1 protein-coding gene is annotated in these 19,378 nt (G+C 65.0%); it reads right to left on the bottom strand.

Translation table 11 applies throughout. The annotated features are described in order from the left end of the window. Window positions 1–200: 200 nt before the first annotated feature. Window positions 201–19,378: non-ribosomal peptide synthetase (locus CH275_RS27935; RefSeq protein ID WP_094681413.1), on the bottom strand; the 19,178-nt coding region annotated here is incomplete at its 5' end.

Below are 19,378 nucleotides of genomic sequence, written 5' to 3'. Positions count from 1 at the left end.
TGCTACCACCAGCGAACGGGGCGAAACGCCACTGGGCGCACTGGTCCCGCAAGGAGCGGTTCCCCGCTCGAATGACACGTGGTCGGTAGCCGCTTTACTCACACGGCCAGGCTACCGGGACGCTCGGTCGCAATTGCCGATACTCCCCGCCCGCCCCGTAGCCAGCCCAGCGGCGGTGTGCTGCCGCCGGTCGAACCCGGTCACCGTGGCAACGATCCGCCTCCCGGAACGATGCGCACGGTCGCCGAGTCCGCGTCGGTGACGACGTCGGATCTGTCGGTCACGACCACCACTTCCAGGTCCTCCGCTGCCGCCAGATCGACCGACGTCGACAACTCGGCATCGAGGAACGCGTGAGTGATCCACTCCTCGGCCATCAGATCGGTCACCGCATCCGCGTCGTTGCCCACATCGGTCAGTACCGCCGCGGCACCGGAAGACAACGTCATCAGAATTTCCCATGCGACCCAGGCGAATTCCGATCCCTGCGATACGAGCACCCGCGACTCGTACGTCATCTCGTAGCGATCCCGCTGCTCGGCCAACTCGGCAACAACGGCTCGATGCGAGGTCACCACGTCCCCGGACTCCGACACCCGCAGAGCGGGATCGTCGGCATGGAGCAGACGGGTGCGCTCCGAATACGGGACCGGCCGATTGGACAGCGCCGCAACTCTCGCGACGGTGTCCGGGGCGTCGAGCACCACCACGGTCGGTGCAGCCGCACCCGACGGTGCTGCGGCCGAGAACTCCTGCGTGGTCAGCAACAGTGCCGGATGCGTGGCATCGAACGTTTCATCGCTCGTGGCTCGCTGCGGATCCACCAGCACCATGGCGGCACCAGCCGACAGGACGGCCCACATCGCCTCGACCAGCAGCCGCGATCGCGGAACGGCAATCGCCACCAGGTCTCCCGGGCCGACTCCCTCGCCGGTGAGAACACGCGCGAGCTGCGACGCCGAACGCTCCACGTCCTCGTAGGTCGTCTCCCCCTCGGCGGTGACAACCGCAGGAGCCTGCGGATCGGCATCGACCACCGCGCGAAGTATCTGCGGCAGCGTCCGATCAGCGGTTGTCGTGGTTCCGGATTCGGCGGCCACAGCGGCGACACCCGGCCCGCGCTTGCGCTCCTCGTCCGATCGGATGTCGATCGCCTCGACGGCAGTGTCCGGCGACGCCACCACTGCCCGCAGGATCATGTCGAGTCGATCGGCGTACGCGCGAACAGTGGCCTCGTCGAAGAGATCGACAGCGAAGAGCATCGACCCGCCCAAGCTGCCGAACGATCCGTCGTCGTGACGGGTCGGCTCTAGTGTCACCTGCAGGTCGAACTTCGCGGCCAGATCACCCGAGTCCGCTGCCTCGACAGTGAGGCCGGGTAGCTCCAATCGCGGCTTCTCGAAGTTCTGCAGCGACAGCGCAACCTGAAAGATCGGATGTCGCCCCGGAGTTCGTACCGGTGCCACCGCGTCGACCACGCGCTCGAACGGTAGGTCCGCATGCGCGAACGCACGGAGATCGGCATCGCGTGTGACATCGAGCAAGGCCGAGAACGACATTCCCGGATCCACCTGCGTTCGCAGGGCAAGAGTGTTGACGAACATTCCGACGATATCGTCGAGTTCGCGTTCACCACGACCAGCAACCGGGGTACCGACCGCGATGTCGGTACCACCGCTCAGCCGAGCGAGCAGTACGGCCAGGCCTGCGTGGATGACCATGAACAACGACATCTTGCGCTCTCTCGCAAGAGCTTCGAGCTGCTCGTGCAGTTGCGGATCGAGTTCGAAGTACACCGACCGACCCCGCATCGACGCGGTCGCCGGACGCGGCCGATCGGTCGGCAACTCGACCCCGGTCGAAACACCGGCCAACTCCGAGGTCCAGAACTGCAGTTGTGCGGCGGCCGCCGACTGCGAGTCCTCCTCGTCGCCCAAGACCCTGCGCTGCCACAGCGCGAAGTCCGCGTACTGAACCTCGAGTGGTGCCCAGTTCGGTGCTTCGTTGCCTGTCCTGGCCACATAGGCCGACACCAGGTCGCGAGCCAGCGGCGCCACCGAAGCACCGTCGGCGGAGATGTGGTGCACGACGAGCGCCAGCACGTGATCGGCTCGACCCACCTCGTACAGACCGATCCGGACCGGAACGGACTCGGAGACATCGAATCCGCGTCCGACCATCTCGAGGATGGCCGCATGCGAGCGCTCGGCGTCGTCATGTGTGACCGGTGTCAGATCGAACGCGACGTCGGTTGCGGCGACGATGTGCTGAGTCGGCCCTTCGTCGTCGGCCGGGTAGAACGTCCGCAACGACTCGTGCCGCTGGAGTACATCGAACACCGCTGCACTCAGTGCCTCGACGTCGAGTGTTCCGGTCAGTCGGATGACCAGTGGGATGTTGTAGCTCGCCGAGTTCGGATCGAGTTGGTTGAGCACCCACATCCGTTGCTGCGCAAGCGAGAGCGGAATGCGGTCCGGTCGATCCGCTGCCACCAGCGGGATGTGCCGACCTCGGCCGGTGGCCGAGCCGATTCGAGCCGCCAACGCCTCGACGCTCGACGCCTCGAACAGGTCCCGCACACCCACTCGGGTGTCCACGAGGGCTCCCACTCGTGCGACGACCCTGGTCGCGATGAGCGAATTGCCCCCGAGTGCGAAGAAGTCGTCGTCCAGTCCGACCCGCTCGACGCCCAGCACGTCACCGAACACCTCGGCGACAGCGATCTCGAATTCCGTTACGGGTTCCCGGTATTCGGCCGTCGCGAACACCGGATCCGGCAGGGATCGACGGTCCAACTTACCGTTGGGTGTCAGCGGCAGAGCGTCGACGACGATGATCGCGTCGGGCACCATGTACCCGGTCAGAAAGCCTCCGACGAACTCCGACAGTTCGGCAACGTCCACGCTGGCACCGGATTCGGGCACGACGTAACCGACGAGTCGATCTCCGAAGTCCTCGCTGTGACGCACCAGCGCGACGGACGACGCCACACCGTCGAATCGCAGCAGTGCAGATTCGATCTCACCCAGTTCGACGCGGAAACCTCGCAGCTGGATTTGCGAATCGCTCCGGCCCGCGTATTCGAGGATGCCGTCCGCGTTCCATCGTGCGGTGTCGCCGGTGCGATACAGGCGTGCGCCCGGCGTACCGAACGGATCGGCGACGAACCTCGCGACCGTCAGATCGGGGCGTTCGAGGTATCCCCGGGAAAGCTGGTTCCCGGAGACGTAGACCTCTCCGGCGATACCGACCGGTACCGGCTGCAGACGCGCGTCGAGCACGTAGACGGCCAAACCCGGCAACGCACGACCGATTGCCGACGCCGCCCCTCGGTGTGCCATGGCCGCATCGAGTTCCAGGAACGACACGTGCACCGTGGTCTCGGTGATGCCGTACATGTTCACCAGGCGCGGTGCCTGCTCGTCGTAACGGGCGTACCACCTGCTGAGCTGACCCAGGTCGAGGGCTTCGCCACCGAAGATCACGTAGCGGAGCGAAGACAGGGGCGTTGCTCCCGCGTCGACGCGCACCCTGTCCGCCTCGGCGAATTGATAGAACGCAGACGGTGTCTGATCGAGAACCGTCACCCCTTCCGCAGCAACGAGTTCGACGAACGACTCCGGTGACCGCGAGGTCAGGTAGTCGACCACGACGAGGCGTCCGCCGTACAGCAGCGGTCCCCACAGCTCCCACACCGAGAAATCGAAAGCGTAGGAGTGGAACATCGTCCACACGTCGGTGGGACCGAAGCCGAACTTCGGTTCCGCGTTGGCGAACAATTCGAGAACGTTTCGGTGATCGACAACCACTCCCTTGGGAGTTCCGGTCGATCCCGAGGTGTAGATGACGTATGCCAGGTCTGTCTGCCGAAGCGGTGTGATTCGATCGGCGTCCGACACTGCGGCACTCGACTGCGCATCGGTGACGTCGTCGCCGATCAGCACTGTCCGAGCCCACGGCGCTACCACGGCGGGGGCGCTGGCGTCATCGGTCAGCACCACCACCGGCCTGGCGTCGTCGAGCATGAACCGAACGCGATCGGCCGGGTACGAGACGTCCACAGGCAGGTAGCCGGCCCCCGACTTCACCACCGCCAGTAGCGCGATCACCAGATCGGCCGTGCGCGGCAGAGCCACTGCGACGAGGGACTCAGGGCGCGCGCCTGCCGAGATAAGCACGCGCGCAAGCTGATTCGCTCGCGCCTCCAATTCGCCGTACGTCAGCGACTCGTCTCCCGCGGTCACCGCGATCGAGTCGGGGTACTGCAATGCGCTGTCGGCGAACATGTCGGCCAAGGTGGCCGAGGTGTCGACGCGTACGCCGGGCGTGTTCCAGTCGTGGAGCACCATGGATCGTTCGGTCTCGTCGAGCAGCGACACGTCGTCCACCGACAGCTCCGGAGCAGCCACGAACGAATCGAGTATGCGACCCAGACGCGCGAGCATCGTCTCGATCTGCTTGCTTCCGAACAGGTCCTCGAAGTAGCGGACCGTCAACGTGATCGTGGCGTCGGCAACGATCAGCAGCGTCAACGGATAGTGAGTGTTGTCGTTCGACTCCACCCCCGCCACGGTCATGCCGTCGATTGCCGACGCCTGAGCAGCGAGTCCGGCTTCGTCCACCGGATACGACTCGAACACCGTCAGGGTGTCGAACAGTGCTCCCAGTCCCACTGCCTGCTGGATGGGCGCCAGTCCGACATGGTGATGGTCCAGCAGATCGGCCTGCTCGCCCTGCACCCGAGTCAGGAACTGCTGCACCGACTCTCGCGTGTTCATCTCGATCCGCACGGGAATGGTGTTGATGAACAGTCCCACCATCGATTCGACGCCGGCGAGATCGGCCGGGCGGCCCGACACCGTGGCGCCGAACATCACATCGCTGCGGCCGAGAGTGCGCGCCAGCAGCAATCCCCATGCCGATTGCACGATCGTGTTCAGCGTCACGCCCAGTCGTGCACCCAACGCTGTCAGATCCCTCGTTCGGGACTCGTCGAGCACCGCTACCGATTTCGCCGATCGCGCCGAGATCTCGCGACCCGGCTCGGCCGATGCCAGAATCGTGGGCTCCTCGACTCCTGCCAGTGCGTCCGCCCAGGCCGCGTACGAACGCGTCACGTCCTGCGCGGCGAGCCACGTCAGGAAGTGCCGGTACGACGCCACGCGCGGCAACACGGAACGATCGCCGCGTACAGCGTAGAGAACCAGCATGTCCTTCATCAGCAGCGGCAGAGACCAACCATCGAGCAGAAGATGGTGGTTGGTCAATACCAGTTGGTACCGGTCCGGCTGGACACGTACGAGGAGGAACCTCAGCAGCGGCGGCGCGGCCAGATCGAACTGTCGAGCCTGCTCCTCGGCGCGAGCATCGGCGAGTGCCTGTGCCCGATCATGCTCCGGCAGGGACGTGAGATCGAGCTCTCGCCAGGGCAGCGAAACGTGGTCGAGGACCAGTTGCACCGACGAACCGTCGTCCGCGGTGACGAACGCGGTACGCAGATTGTCGTATCGCGCCAGCAGCGACTCTCCCGCCGAGCGAAGGCGGGCGGCATCGACCTCTCCCGTCAACGTCAGCGCGACCTGCATCGTGTAGACGTCGACCGATGAGCCGGCCAGCAACGCGTGGAACAGAAGCCCCTGCTGGAGCGGTGCCAGCGACCAGATGTCTGCAACCGTGTCGAAGTCCCTCTCCCAACGTTCGATGTCGCTCTGCCCGACCGAGACCAGTGGCACGTCCGACGGAGTCAGGCCACCGGCACCCACGCTGCGGGTGTGCTCGGCGACGGATGCCAGCGCCGAGATCCACAATCCGCCTAGGTGCTCGACGGACGCGCTGTCGATCGCGCCACGGGGGAAGGCGAAGGTTGCGCTCAGCGCCGGGCCGTCGTCGGTGTCGAGAACGATCGCATTGATGTCGATCGTCTTGTTCGCCGGCATGTCGGCATCACCCGGTGCATCCACGTCACCGAGATCGCCCGCCGGCAACCACCCGAGACCGGCTGCCGCGTCCGGCACGTCGCCGACGGACACACGCCCGAGATAATTGAAGCTGATCTGTCCGGTCTCGAATCGGGAGAACTCGGCGGTGTCGTCGTCGTAGTACCGAAGAAGCCCGTAACCCAATCCGTGCGACGGCACACCGAGCAGCTGTTCCTTGACGGCCTTGACCGCCGATCCGGCGGCCACGCCACCCTGGAACGCGGCGTCGAGATCTATGTCGGAGACATCGAGACGCACGGGATAGATGCTGGTGAACCAGCCGACGGTGCGGGTCAGATCCGCGCCGGGCACCAGCTCTTCCTCGCGGCCGTGGCCCTCGAGTTGGACGAGTGTCGTTGCACTGTCGACATCGCGTTCACGGCGCCAGCGCGACACCGCCAGTGCGAGCGCCGCCAGCAGCCCGTCGTTCACGCCGGCCCGGAAGATCTCCGGCAACGTCGTCGTCAGAGTGGCCGTGTCTGCGGCCGACAATTCGACTCGCACGCGATCCACCGTCGGAACGACGTCGATCGACGCATCGAACGGTCGGAGTCCGAGTGTCGGATCTTCACCGTCCAGAACCTCTGTCCAGTAGTCGATCTCGTCGGACTTCGCCGATGCGAGCACGTCCACGGCCAACGCGTGCGTCCACCTGCGCATAGAGGTCCCGACCGGTGCAAGTTCAGCAGGAGCACCGCTGGAAATCTGCGCCCACGCCGTCACGAAGTCCGGCACCAGGATTCGCCACGACACACCGTCGACCACGAGGTGGTGCGCGACAACGAGAAGGCGACCGCTACGGGTGGCACCGAAATCGACCCAGACGTACTCGGTCATGACACCGGCTTGCGGGTCCAGAAGCCCCATCGCCGAGTCGAGCTCGGCAGAGGCCAGTCGAGTCACGAGCTCGTCGGTCGCGTCCGGTTCGACTACCACTCGGTGGATCAGGGCGTCGACGTCAACGCTTCCCGGCGCACCGACCACCAGTCCGGGCTCGGTCACGTCCGAGTCCGAGTCCGAGTCCACGACCAGAGTCGAGCGCAGTACGTCGTGACGATCGGTGACGGCGGCAATCGTGGCGACGATTCCCGCTCGGTCGATACCCGACGGAAGCTCGAGGGTGAGGGTCTGCACGAATCGCGAGTAACCACCACCGCGTTCGACGAGCATCCGCCCGAACGGCGTCAGCGGCATCCATCCGATTCCGCCGCCCTCGAGTTCGGCCAGCGTCGCACCGAACGCGCCCTCACCGAGAACTGCGACCTCGGCGAGTCCGGCAACCGTCTTGCGCTCGAACACCTCACGAGGTGTGAAACGAACGCCACGGGTCTTGGCGCGCGAGACCAACTGGATCGAGACGATACTGTCGCCGCCGAGCGCGAAGAACGAGTCGTCGATGCCGACTGTGTCGACGCCGAGCACCTCGGCGAAGATCTCGGCGATGATTCGCTCCATTTCGGTTCGGGCACCGCGGAACTCGGTGTCCACACTCATCACCGGAGTGGGCAGCGCGCGACGATCCAGCTTTCCGCTCGGTCCGAGCGGGAACTCGGACAGGACCACCACGACGGCCGGGACCATGTATTCGGGCACGTGCCGAGCAACCGAGACCTTGAGGGTGTCGACGTCGATCGTCGAGTCCGCGGACGCCACGACGTAGGCGACGAGCATCTCTCCGGCACCGATGTCGTTGCGCACCAGAACCACAGCGGACGACACGGAAGCGTCCGAGAGAAGGGCGGCTTCGATCTCGCCCAACTCGATTCGCAATCCACGCAGCTTGACCTGGAAGTCGGTACGTCCGATGTAGTCCAGTTCGCCGGCACCGGTCCAGCGCACCAGGTCGCCGGTCCGATACATGCGAGTTCCTGCCGCGCCGTACGGGTCGGCGACGAAGCGGTCGGAAGTGAGATCGCTTCGGCCGACGTAGCCGTGCGCCAACTGGACGCCTGCCAGGTACAGCTCGCCCGGCACTCCGGCCGGCACCGGCCGGAGGCGGCCGTCGAGCACTCGCAGAGCTGTGTTCCACACCGGGGCACCGATCGGCACGGTACGGACGTCGTCTGCGTCGAATTCGTGGAACGTCACATCCACTGCGGCTTCGGTCGGTCCATAGAGGTTGTGGACGGCCACCTGCGGCAGCGCCGCTTTCACTCGGCGCGCCACAGAGACGGGCAGGGCCTCACCCGATGCGAAGATCCGAGAGAGCGATTCCACGGACGACACTCGATCGAACTCCGCGAAGACCGACAGCAGCGAAGGCACGAAGTGTGCAGTGGTCACTCGATGCTCGGTCATGACGTCGACGAGATAGCCGGGGTCGCGATGCCCGTCGGGCTTGGCGACGACGAGTGTGGCACCGATCTGCAAAGGCCAGAACAATTCCCACACCGACACGTCGAACGTGATCGGAGTCTTCTGCAGGACGACGTCGGATTCGTCCAGCTCGTACTGCCCCTGCATCCAGAGCAACCGGTTGACGATTGCCGAATGCGGCACACCGACGCCCTTCGGCCGGCCGGTGGAGCCCGAAGTGAAGATCACGTAGGCGGTGTCGCTCGGGCGTGCGGCGGCCCGGACGATCGGTTCGCTCGCGCGCTCGGAGTTCCCCGCCGCGCCGATGTCCAGCACGGGAACGGTTCCAGGGACGACGGTCTCGTCGCGTTCGTCGACCAATACGAGCACCGGATCGGCGGTGTCGAGAATGTACTCGACACGCTCGGCCGGCTGCTCCGGATCGACCGGGACGTACGCTGCGCCTGCCGCCTGGACGGCGTAGATGCCCACCATCATCTCGATCGAGCGCCGCATGGCGATAGCCACGTACGTACCGGATCGCACGCCGTGTCGCCGCAACTCGTGGGCCACGCGATCGACCCGATCGGAGAACTGTGCGTACGTGAGTTCCTCGCCGCCGAACACCAGGGCTCGACGATCGGGTGTGCGGCGAACCTGATCGGCGAACAAGTCGACCAGTGTTGTGGCGGTGTCGATCTCGTGCGCGGTGTCGTTCCATTCGACCAGAACCCGTCGACGCTCGACCGAGTCCAATAGCTCGATGTCCCCGACCGCCGATGCCGGGTCGGCGACGAAGGATTCGAGAATCGTAGTCAGGCGAACGGCCAAGGCGTCGACGACGGCCGAGTCGAACAGGTCCGTCAGATACTTCAGCGTCAGGTGGATTCGGGAGTCGGCGACGATCATGACGGTCAACGGATAATGCGTCGCATCCTCGACCTCCACACCGGTCACCGACATGTCGTCGATCGACGACGCCTGCTCGGTCAGACCGGCCTCGTCGACGGGGTACGACTCGAACACCGTCAACGTGTCGAACAGCTCCCCGGAACCGGCGATGCGCTGGATCTCGGCCAGGCCGAGGTAGTGGTGCGCCAGCAGGTCCGCCTGTTCGGCCTGCAGTCGCGAGAGCACTGTTTCGATGGACTCGCCGGGCTCGAACCGAACCCGCACGGGCAGCGTGTTGATGAACAGCCCGACCATCGACTCGACACCGGTGAGATCTGCCGGACGCCCGGACACCGTCGCTCCGAACACAATGTCGTTTCGAGATGTCATGCGAGCCAACAGGAGTCCCCATGCGGCTTGAACGAAAGTGTTGACCGTGACGCCCACTTTTGCACCGAGTGCGACCAATGCCGTCGTCGTCGACTCGTCGACGACGACGCTCACACGGCCGGCTTTCGCCGAAATCTCACGTCCGGGTTCGGACGGTGCCAGCAGGGTCGGCTCGCCCAGTCCTTCGAGAGCCCCCGCCCACACCCGACGCGAGGCCTCCACGTCCTGTGCGGCCAACCACGCCAGGAACGACCGATACGACCGCACTCGGGGCAGATGCTGCTGGTCCCCGTGCACTGCGTACAGGAACAGCAGGTCCTTCATCAGCAGCGGCATCGACCAGCCGTCGACGACCAAGTGGTGATTGGTCAGCACCAACGAATACTCGTCGTCCGCCAGCCGAACCAGCAGGAACCGAACCAGTGGTGGTGCCGTCACATCGAAGTGACGCGCCTGCTCGTCGCTGCGTATCCGCGCGAGGGCAGCCACGCGTTCTGCGGGAGGCGTATCACGGATGTCGATCTCGCTCCACGGGACGTCCACGTCGTCGAGAACCAGCTGCACGGACGTTCCGTCGTCGTTCTGAACGAAGGCCGTCCGCAGGTTCTCGTATCGGTCCAACAGCGCTGCCGCAGCCCCGCGCAGACGTTCGGTGTCGACAGCACCGGCCAGGTTGAGCACGACCTGCATCGTGTAGACGTCCAGCGAGTGCTCGGCGAGCATGGTGTGAAAGAGCAGACCCGACTGCAGTGGTGCCAGCGACCAGATATCGGCCACCGCGCCGTACCGAGACTCCCACGACTCGATATCGCTCTGTGCGAGCGAGACGAGCGGTAGATCCGACGGCGTCAACCCGCCCACGTCGGCGGATCCGACGAATGCAGATATTGCCTCTGCGGCCGAGACCCACAGTTCCGCAAGTCTTTCCACGTCGGCGCGATTCATGAGACCGGTCGGGAACGTGAAACTTCCTCGCAGCCGTGCACCGTCGACAGCGTCGCTGACGATCGTGTTGATGTCGATCGTCGCGTTGGCCGGCATGTCCTCGCCCTGATGGGCGTGAGCGTCTCCGAGCGCTCCCGTCGGTAGCCAGCCGTAGGTTTCGCCGTCCGTCCCGGACGATCCAGCGTCCACGCGGCCGAGGTAGTTGAAGCCGATCTGCGGGGCCGCAGGCGCGGCAGCGAGCGTCTCGGCCGTCTCCGGATTCAGATAGCGCAGCAGACCGTAGCCGATTCCCTTGTCGGGAATCGCCAGCAGTTGCTCCTTGACGGTCTTGATCGCGCGACCGACAGCAGAACCGCCGGCCATGGCGTCGGCGACGTCGATGCCGGTCACGTCGAGAGCAACCGGGAACGCGGTGGTGAACCAGCCGACCGTTCGAGACAGGTCGGCACCGGACACGATCGATTCCTCACGACCGTGACCTTCGAGCCGAACGAGCGACCTCGACGACGGGTTGCCTTTCTCGGCCCGCCAGGTCGAGAGAGCGAGGGCAAGAGCGGCCAGCAGTCCGTCGTTCACACCGCCGCGGAACAGCGTCGGAACTGCGGTCAACATCGAGTCCGTCACCTGCGCAGACATTTCGATGTCGACACTGTCGACAGTCGAGGCCACGTCGACCATGGGGTCGAATGCGCGCGAAGCGATGGCAGGTTCGGGCTCGGACAGGATGTCGAGCCACCGTCCGACTTCACCCGTTCTCGAGTCGCTACGCGCTTCGTCGGTGAGCGCACGTGCCCAACGACGCATGGACGTGCCGACCGGCTCGAACGAGAAGTCTTGCCCGGCGGAGAACTGTGCCCACGCAACAGCGAAGTCCGGCAACAGAATTCGCCAGGAGACGCCGTCGACGACGAAGTGGTGCGCAACGATCTGGAGAATTCCGTTTCGAGGCTCCGCTTCGCCTTCTGCGGCGAAGTCGTACCAGACGAACGACAGCATGGCTCCGCGGGTCGGCGACAACCGGCCCATGGCCGAATCCAGCTCTCGCGACGCCACCTCGGTGAGATCGGCATCGGAAATGGTCTCCGGTACCGAAACCCGCTCGATCAGCGACGCCACCTCGACAGAGCCGGGCTCCCGCACGCGGAATCGCCTGCCCTGCTGGTCATCCTCGTCGACGATCGATCGCAGCACGTCGTGGTAATCGATCACCGCCGACAACGTCGTCACCAGTTCTTCGAGGGTGATGTTCAGCGGTAGCGACACCGCTACCGACTGGGAGAAACGCTCGTATCCACCGGGAGCATCGAATATCGATGCCAGGATCGGCGTCGTGTCGATCGGTCCGACTCCACCGCCGGGCAGTTCTTCGAGTACAGCGATGTCTGCGTCACCGGCGACGGTGGCCACTTCCGCCAGCCCGGCCACGGACTTTCGCTCGAAGACGTCGCGGGGCGAGAAGACGACGCCGCGGGCCTTCGCCCTCGACACCAACTGAATCGACACGATGCTGTCGCCGCCGAGCGCGAAGAAGGAAGCGTCGGCACTGACCCGGTCCAGCCGCAGTACGTCGGCGAACACTTCGGCAATGACCTTCTCCACGTCCGTGCGGGCGGCACGGAACTCGGATTCCTCGATCACGGGCTCCGGCAGGGCTGCTCGGTCGAGCTTTCCGACCGGCGTCAGCGGGACTTCGTCGAGCACGACGACCGTCGACGGCACCATGTGGGCGGGCAGGGTCCGAGACGTGTGCTCGATCAGCGCGGCCGTGTTCACGGTGGCACCAGGCGACGGGACCACGTAGGACACCAGCACCGTCGCGCCGCTGTCGAGGTTTCGACCGACCGTGACCGCGAATCCGACCGACGGGTGCGACTCCAGCACCGCATCGATCTCACCGAGTTCGATGCGGAATCCACGGACCTTCACCTGGAAGTCCGAACGTCCCACGAACACGAGTTCGAGGTCCCGCGGTGACTCCGCCGAACCGGACCACGCCACGACATCGCCGGTGCGGTACATCAGGGCACCGGCTCCGGAATCCGATGCATGAGGGTTGGCGACGAACCGCTCGGCAGTGAGCGCCGGCCGCTCGTGGTATCCACGAGCCAGAGCGCCGCCGGCCAGATACAGCTCACCTGCCACGCCCACCGGAACCGGATGCAGCCGAGCATCGAGCACCAGCGCCGACATTCCGTGAATCGGTCGACCGATCGACACTCCGGCACCCGGTTCGAGACGAGCGAACGACGAGATGATCGTCGTCTCGGTTGGGCCGTAGCCGTTGAAGTACTTGCGCCCCGGTGCCCACTTGGCCAACAGCTCCGGTGTGGTCACGTCGCCGCCGACGGAGACGACCCGAAGGTCGTCGAGTCCCGTCGGATCCACCGTTCCCAGAACCGCGGGGGTGATGATCGTGTGGGTGACGCGTTCGACCTTCATCAGCTCGGCCAGATCGGGACCGCCGATCACGGTGGACGGCACGATCACCAGGCACGCGCCGACCGAGAACGCAGCCATCCATTCCAGCACCGACGGGTCGAAGCTGGGCGAGCAGATGTGCAGGAATCGGCTCGTCGAGTCGAGGTGGTACAGATCGGTTGCCGCATCGAGCACACCACCCAGTCCGCGGTGAGTGACCGTGACACCCTTGGGCAGTCCTGTCGAGCCGGAGGTGTAGATGACGTACGCCGCGGAGTCGATCGAGACTGTTCCGCGTCGATCGGCGTCCGAGACAGCACTGCCGGATTGCGCCGCGAGTTCTTCGATCACCTGTCGGTCGTCGAGAACCAACCACTCGGCCCCGGCGGGCAGCGTGTCGGCGTGTTCGGAACCGGTGACACCGACCACCGCACCCGAGTCCGACAACATGTGTTCGACACGGCCGATCGGATACGACGGATCTACCGGCAGATGGGCACCGCCTGCCTTGGCGACCGCCCATACCACCGAGACCATTTCGAACGATCGCGGAAACGCCACTGCCACAACGCTGTCGGGTCCGACACCGCGCCCGATCAGCACTCGCGCCAACCTGGACGACGCCTCGTCCAACTCCGCATACGACACCGAGCGGCCGTCCACCCGCACGGCGGTCGCCTGCGGGTCGACCGCGACACCGGCCGCGAAGATCTCGGCCAATGACCCGCCCGCGATCACCTCGTCGCCGTGGACGTGGGTGAGCAGATCGAATTCGGCGTCTGCCGCGATGGGGAGGTCTCCGACTGGCTTCTCCGGAGTTTCGAGTGCCGCCGCGAGAATCCGCAGGAAGCGCTCGACGTACAACTCGATGGTCGACTCGTCGAACAGAGCTGTGGCGTAAGAGAATTCGGCGTCCAATCCGCCGAGAGCTCCGCCACTGCGCTCGGTCAGGGTCAGCGACAGATCGAACTTGGCGGTAGGCGCGTCGATCGGTACGCCCGCCACGCGCAGCCCGGGCAACTCGAAATCTGCGTCCGGCAGGTTCTGGAACGACAATGCCACCTGGAACAGCGGGTGCCGAGCCGTCGAACGCTCGGGGCTGATCACATCGACCAACTTCTCGAACGGAACGTCCGCGTGCGCGAACGCCTCCAGGTCGGTGTTCTTGTTGGCGGCCAGCAGAGATTCGAAGCCGAGGCTTCCGTCGACCCGGGTGCGCAGGACCAGCGTGTTGACGAACATGCCGATGACGTCGTCCAGCTGCGCCTCACCGCGCCCGGCGATCGGTGTGCCGATCGCGATGTCGTCGCTACCGGACATCCGTGCGAGGAACACCGACAGAACGGTGTGGACCACCATGAACGTGGTCGTTCCGGTCCGCCTCGCGAGTTCGTCGATGCCACGATGCATCTCGGCCGATATCCGGAAGCCGACGACGCCGCCGGCGAAGGACTGAACGGACGGGCGAGGCCGATCGGTCGGCAGATTGATCTCGTCCGGTAGACCGGCGAGAGCGTTCGTCCAGTATGCAGATTGCGCCGCGACGACGCTGGTCGGATCGTCCTCGGAACCGAGGACGCGTCGCTGCCACAACGTGTAGTCGATGTACTGCACCGGCAACGGTGCCCAACTCGGAGACTCCCCACCGAGCCGAGATGCATAGGCCAGCATGGTATCTCGTGTGAGCGGGCCGACCGACCAGCCGTCGGCGCTGATGTGGTGGACGACGAAAACCAGCACGTGGTCGTCTCGATCGACCTGGAACAGAACTGCCCGCAGCGGAACGTCGGCCGTGACGTCGAATCCACGCGAGACGAAAGTCGTGACGTGGTCCACGATGTCGGCAGCGTCGATGTGCACGGGCTCCAAGGTCGGCGTCACCTCGCGAGCGGGCAGCACCACCTGTGCGGCCACACCGTCGGTCTCGGGGTACAGCGTTCTGAGCGACTCGTGCCGCTCGAACACGTCACCGATGGCATCACGCAGCGCGGTCAGATCCACCTCACCCGTCAGACGCACCGCTACCGGGATGTTGTTGACCGCGGACTCGGTGTCGAAGCGGTTGAGGAACCACATTCTCTGCTGAGCCAGGGACAGCGGCACCACGTCCGGCCGCGTCTGCGGGCCGAGTGGTTCGCGGCCTCCGGCACCGACGGAGGACTCCACTCGGGCGGCCAGTGCTGCAACCGTCGGCGCCTCGAACAGCTCGCGCACACCGATGCGGGTATCGAGGGCGGCACCGATACGGGCCACGATCTGCGTCGCGTTGAGGGAGTTTCCGCCGAGACCGAAGAAGTCGTCGTCCAGTCCGACGCGATCGAGTCCGAAGAGGTCTGCGAATGTGGCGGCCACGATCTGTTCCACCGGAGTGGTGGGAGCACGGAATGCCTGCACCGCGAACACCGGTTCGGGCAGTGCTCGCCGGTCGAGCTTGCCGCTGGAATTGAGCGGCAGAACGTCGAGCGGAACGTATGTAGCGGGAACCATGTAGCCCGGCAGTTCACCGGACAGGGCCTGCCCGATCGTCTCCGAATCCACGGCATGACCGGAGGTCGGGACGACGTATGCGACCAGCCTGTCGGCGTGCACCACGACGACCGATTGCGCCACCGACTCGAGGCGTGACAGCGCCGCCTCGACCTCGCCGAGCTCGATACGAAGCCCACGCAACTTGACCTGGAAGTCGGTGCGCCCGATGTATTCCAGCTCACCGTCAGCGGTCCATCGGACGAGGTCGCCTGTGCGATACAGACGCGTGCCGACCCCGCCGAACGGATCTGCGACGAAGCGCTCGGCGGTCAGATCTGCACGTCCGAAGTATCCGCGGGCAAGCTGCGCGCCGGCAAGGTAGAGCTCGCCCGCAACCCCGACGGGCACCGGTCCGAGCGTCGAATCCAACACGAAGGCAGACGTATTCCAGACAGGCCGTCCCATGGGAACGGACACACTCGAGGCACCGACTGCATTACGTGCCGTGGCGTGCACCGCGAATTCGGTCGGCCCGTAGAGGTTGTGCACCTCTGCGTCTACCAGCACACGGAAGGCGTCCACGGTCGCAGTGGGCAGGGCTTCACCCGCAACCTGGACCAGGCGCAGAGACGCACATTTCTGTGCAGTGGCGACCGAGGTGAAGGCCGACAGCATCGACGGGACGAAGGAGGTGGTGGTGATCTTCTCCTGCTCGATGATGTCGGTCAGGTACGCCGGATCACGATGCCCATCCGGGGTTGCAACGACGAGAGTGCCGCCGGTGGCGAGCGTGCCGAACAGTTCCCACAACGACACGTCGAAGGTTATCGGCGTCTTCTGGAGAACGATGTCCTGCGCTCCGAGACCGTAGGTTTCCGTCAACCACAGAATCTGATTGACGATCGCACGATGCTCGACGTGCACGCCCTTGGGTCGACCTGTCGATCCCGAGGTGAAGATGACGTACGCCGCATTGTCGGGACGCAGCGGGGCACGGCGATCGCCGTCGTCCAGCGGACTGTCCTCGTATCCCGCCAGGTCGACTCCGTCGATGTCGATGGTCGGGACGGCTCCCGCGTCGAACGCCACGGTGCTCGAGGTCAGAACGGCCGCAGGGCGCGCCGCCTCGAGGATGAAGTGGTTTCGGTCGGACGGCTGATCCGGATCGATCGGAAGGTACGCCGCACCGGTCTTGACGACGGCATACATGCCGACCATCATGTCGATCGATCGACGGACTGCGAGACCGACGACGACCTCCGGTCCGGCGCCCACCGTGATCAGGTGTCGCGCAAGACGATTGACGCGGGCGTCCAACTCACCGTAGGTGAGCGCGGTCGACTCGAACTTGATCGCTCTCGCAGTGGGGGTACGTGCCACCTGTGCATCGAACAACGACACGAGAGTACGACGTGAACCCACCTCGTGCGCGGTCTCGTTCCACGACGTGAGGATGCGAGCCCGCTCGGCCGGGGCGAGCAGCTCCACGCTGCCGAGTGCGACCGTCGTGTCCTGGGAGACCGCCTGCAGCACGGCCTCGAATCGAGTGGCGAATTCGACGATCGACGACTCGTCGAAAAGATCGGTGGCATAGGTGATTTCGACCACCCAGCCGTCGGAGGATTCCCCGATCGTGACCTGCATGTCGAATTTCGACACTGCAGCGTCCACATCGAGTCCGGCAACCGTGAGGCCCGGAAGCTCGAGAGTCTGCTCCGTCGCGTTCTGGAACGACAACATGACCTGGAACAGGGGATGTCGAGCAGTCGATCGCGTGGGCGCGAGAACATCCACGAGCCGCTCGAACGGAATGTCTGCATGCCCGAACGCATCGATGTCGACGGTCCTGACGTGCGAGAGAAGATCCTCGAACGTCGCCTGCCGATCGACCCGAGTGCGGAGGACGAGGGTGTTGACGAACATTCCGATGAGGTCGTCCAGGGCTGCGTCACCGCGACCGGCGACGGGAGTGCCGATGACCACATCGTCGGTTCCTGACAGACGAGCCAGCAGGAGCGCGAGCGCAGCGTGCGCCACCATGAATCCGGTGGTGCTGTGATCCCGTGCCATCGCGTCGAGATCGGCCCGAAGTTCGGAGCTCACCGTGAACCTGTGCGCCGCACCGAGATTGCTGGCAACCGAAGGCCGAGGCCGGTCGGTCGGAAGGTCCAACTGATCGGGCAGGTCTGCCAGTGTGCGCTGCCAGTATTCTTCCTGCGTCGAGATCGTCGACGCAGGATCGTCCTCGGACCCGAGGACCTCCCGCTGCCACAGCGTGTAATCGGCGTACTGCACGGTCAGCGGTTCCCATGTGGGAAGCTCGCCCTGAGATCGAGCCGCGTACGCAATCATCAGATCGCGGGTGAGCGGGGCCATCGAGAAGGCATCGGCAGAGATGTGGTGCACGACGAACACCAGAACGTGCTCGGTCTCCGCGGCGCGGAACAGCTTGGCCGACAACGGAAGTTCCGTAGTGACGTCGAACCCGACCGACACCACCTCGACCGCACGAGCAAGGATGTCGGCTGCCGCCACCGTCTCCGGGGTGAGATCGAGCGTCACGCTCTCCACGGGCAGAATTACTTGCGAGCCTTGCCCGTCCACCGATGGGTAGATGGTGCGCAGTACCTCGTGCCGAGCGATGAGGTCGTGCACGGCGGCGGACAGGGCGTTCGTGTCGAGTGCCCCCGACAGTCTCACCGCAACCGGGATGTTGTCCACAGCGGAGCCCGACTCGAACTGGTTGAGGAACCACATGCGTTGTTGCGCAAGAGACAACGGGATTCGATCGGGTCTACGCCGCGCAACGAGCGGCGGGATGCCGCCGTCGACATCGTTCGCCTCCACCGCAGTGGCCAGGCCCTGCACTGTGGGTGACTCGAAGATCACTCGAAGTGGCACTCGTGAATTGAGTTCGGAACCCAATCGAGCCACTATCTGGGTGGCGATCAGTGAGTTGCCGCCCAGAGCGAAGAAATCGTCATCGAGACCGACCCGCTCCACCCCCAACACCTCCGCGAACACCCCCGCCACAACCTCCTCCGCGCGAGTGACCGGCGCACGGAACTCCCGCACCTCGAAGGTGGGCACCGGCAACGCCTTACGGTCGAGCTTGCCCGAGGTATTCAACGGAAACGCATCGAGAACAACAACCGCCGACGGCACCATGTACGACGGCACCACCTCCGCAACCTCGGCCCGCAACCCCTCCACATCGACCACCACACCCCGAGCAGCAACGACATACCCCACCAACTGATCACCGGTCACCGTCGACACCACCACCGCCGCAGACTGCGACACCGACCCCGACCGCAACAACGCACTCTCGATCTCACCCAACTCGATGCGCTGGCCACGGAACTTCACCTGAAAATCGGTCCGGCCGATATAACCCAACTGACCATCCGGGTTCCAGAACACCAGATCACCCGTCCGATACATCCGCTCCCCCACCGAGGACGCAAACGGATCCGCCACGAAACGATCCACCGTCAAATCCGGACGTGACACATACCCCCGCGCCAACTGCGGACCCGCCAGATACAACTCACCCGGCACACCCACCGGCACCGGATGCAACCGGCTGTCCAACACGTAGACCTGCACGTTGGCCTCCGGCACACCGATCGGCACCCCCGACAACAACTCCACACCCGACGCCGGCGCCTGCCAATACGTCACCGACACAGCAGCTTCCGTTGGACCGTACAAATTGTGCACACCCGCCGCACTGATCCGCCGGAAATCGTTCACCGTTTCGGCCGGCAACGCCTCACCGATCACGAACACGTGCCGAAGCGATACCACCGACGCCGGCGGCGCATACGCCGCGAACACCGTCAACATCGACGGAACGAAATCGGTCACCGTCACCGACTCCGCAGCAATCGTCTCCGCCACATACACCGGATCCCGATGACCATCAGCAGTCGCCACCACCAACCGACCACCAGACCGCAACGGCAGAAAATAACCCCACAACGACACAT

The sequence above is a fragment of the Rhodococcus sp. 06-235-1A genome (genome assembly GCF_002258785.1).
Lineage (GTDB): Bacteria > Actinomycetota > Actinomycetes > Mycobacteriales > Mycobacteriaceae > Rhodococcoides.
This window is presented reverse-complemented; position numbering and strand designations above follow the sequence as displayed.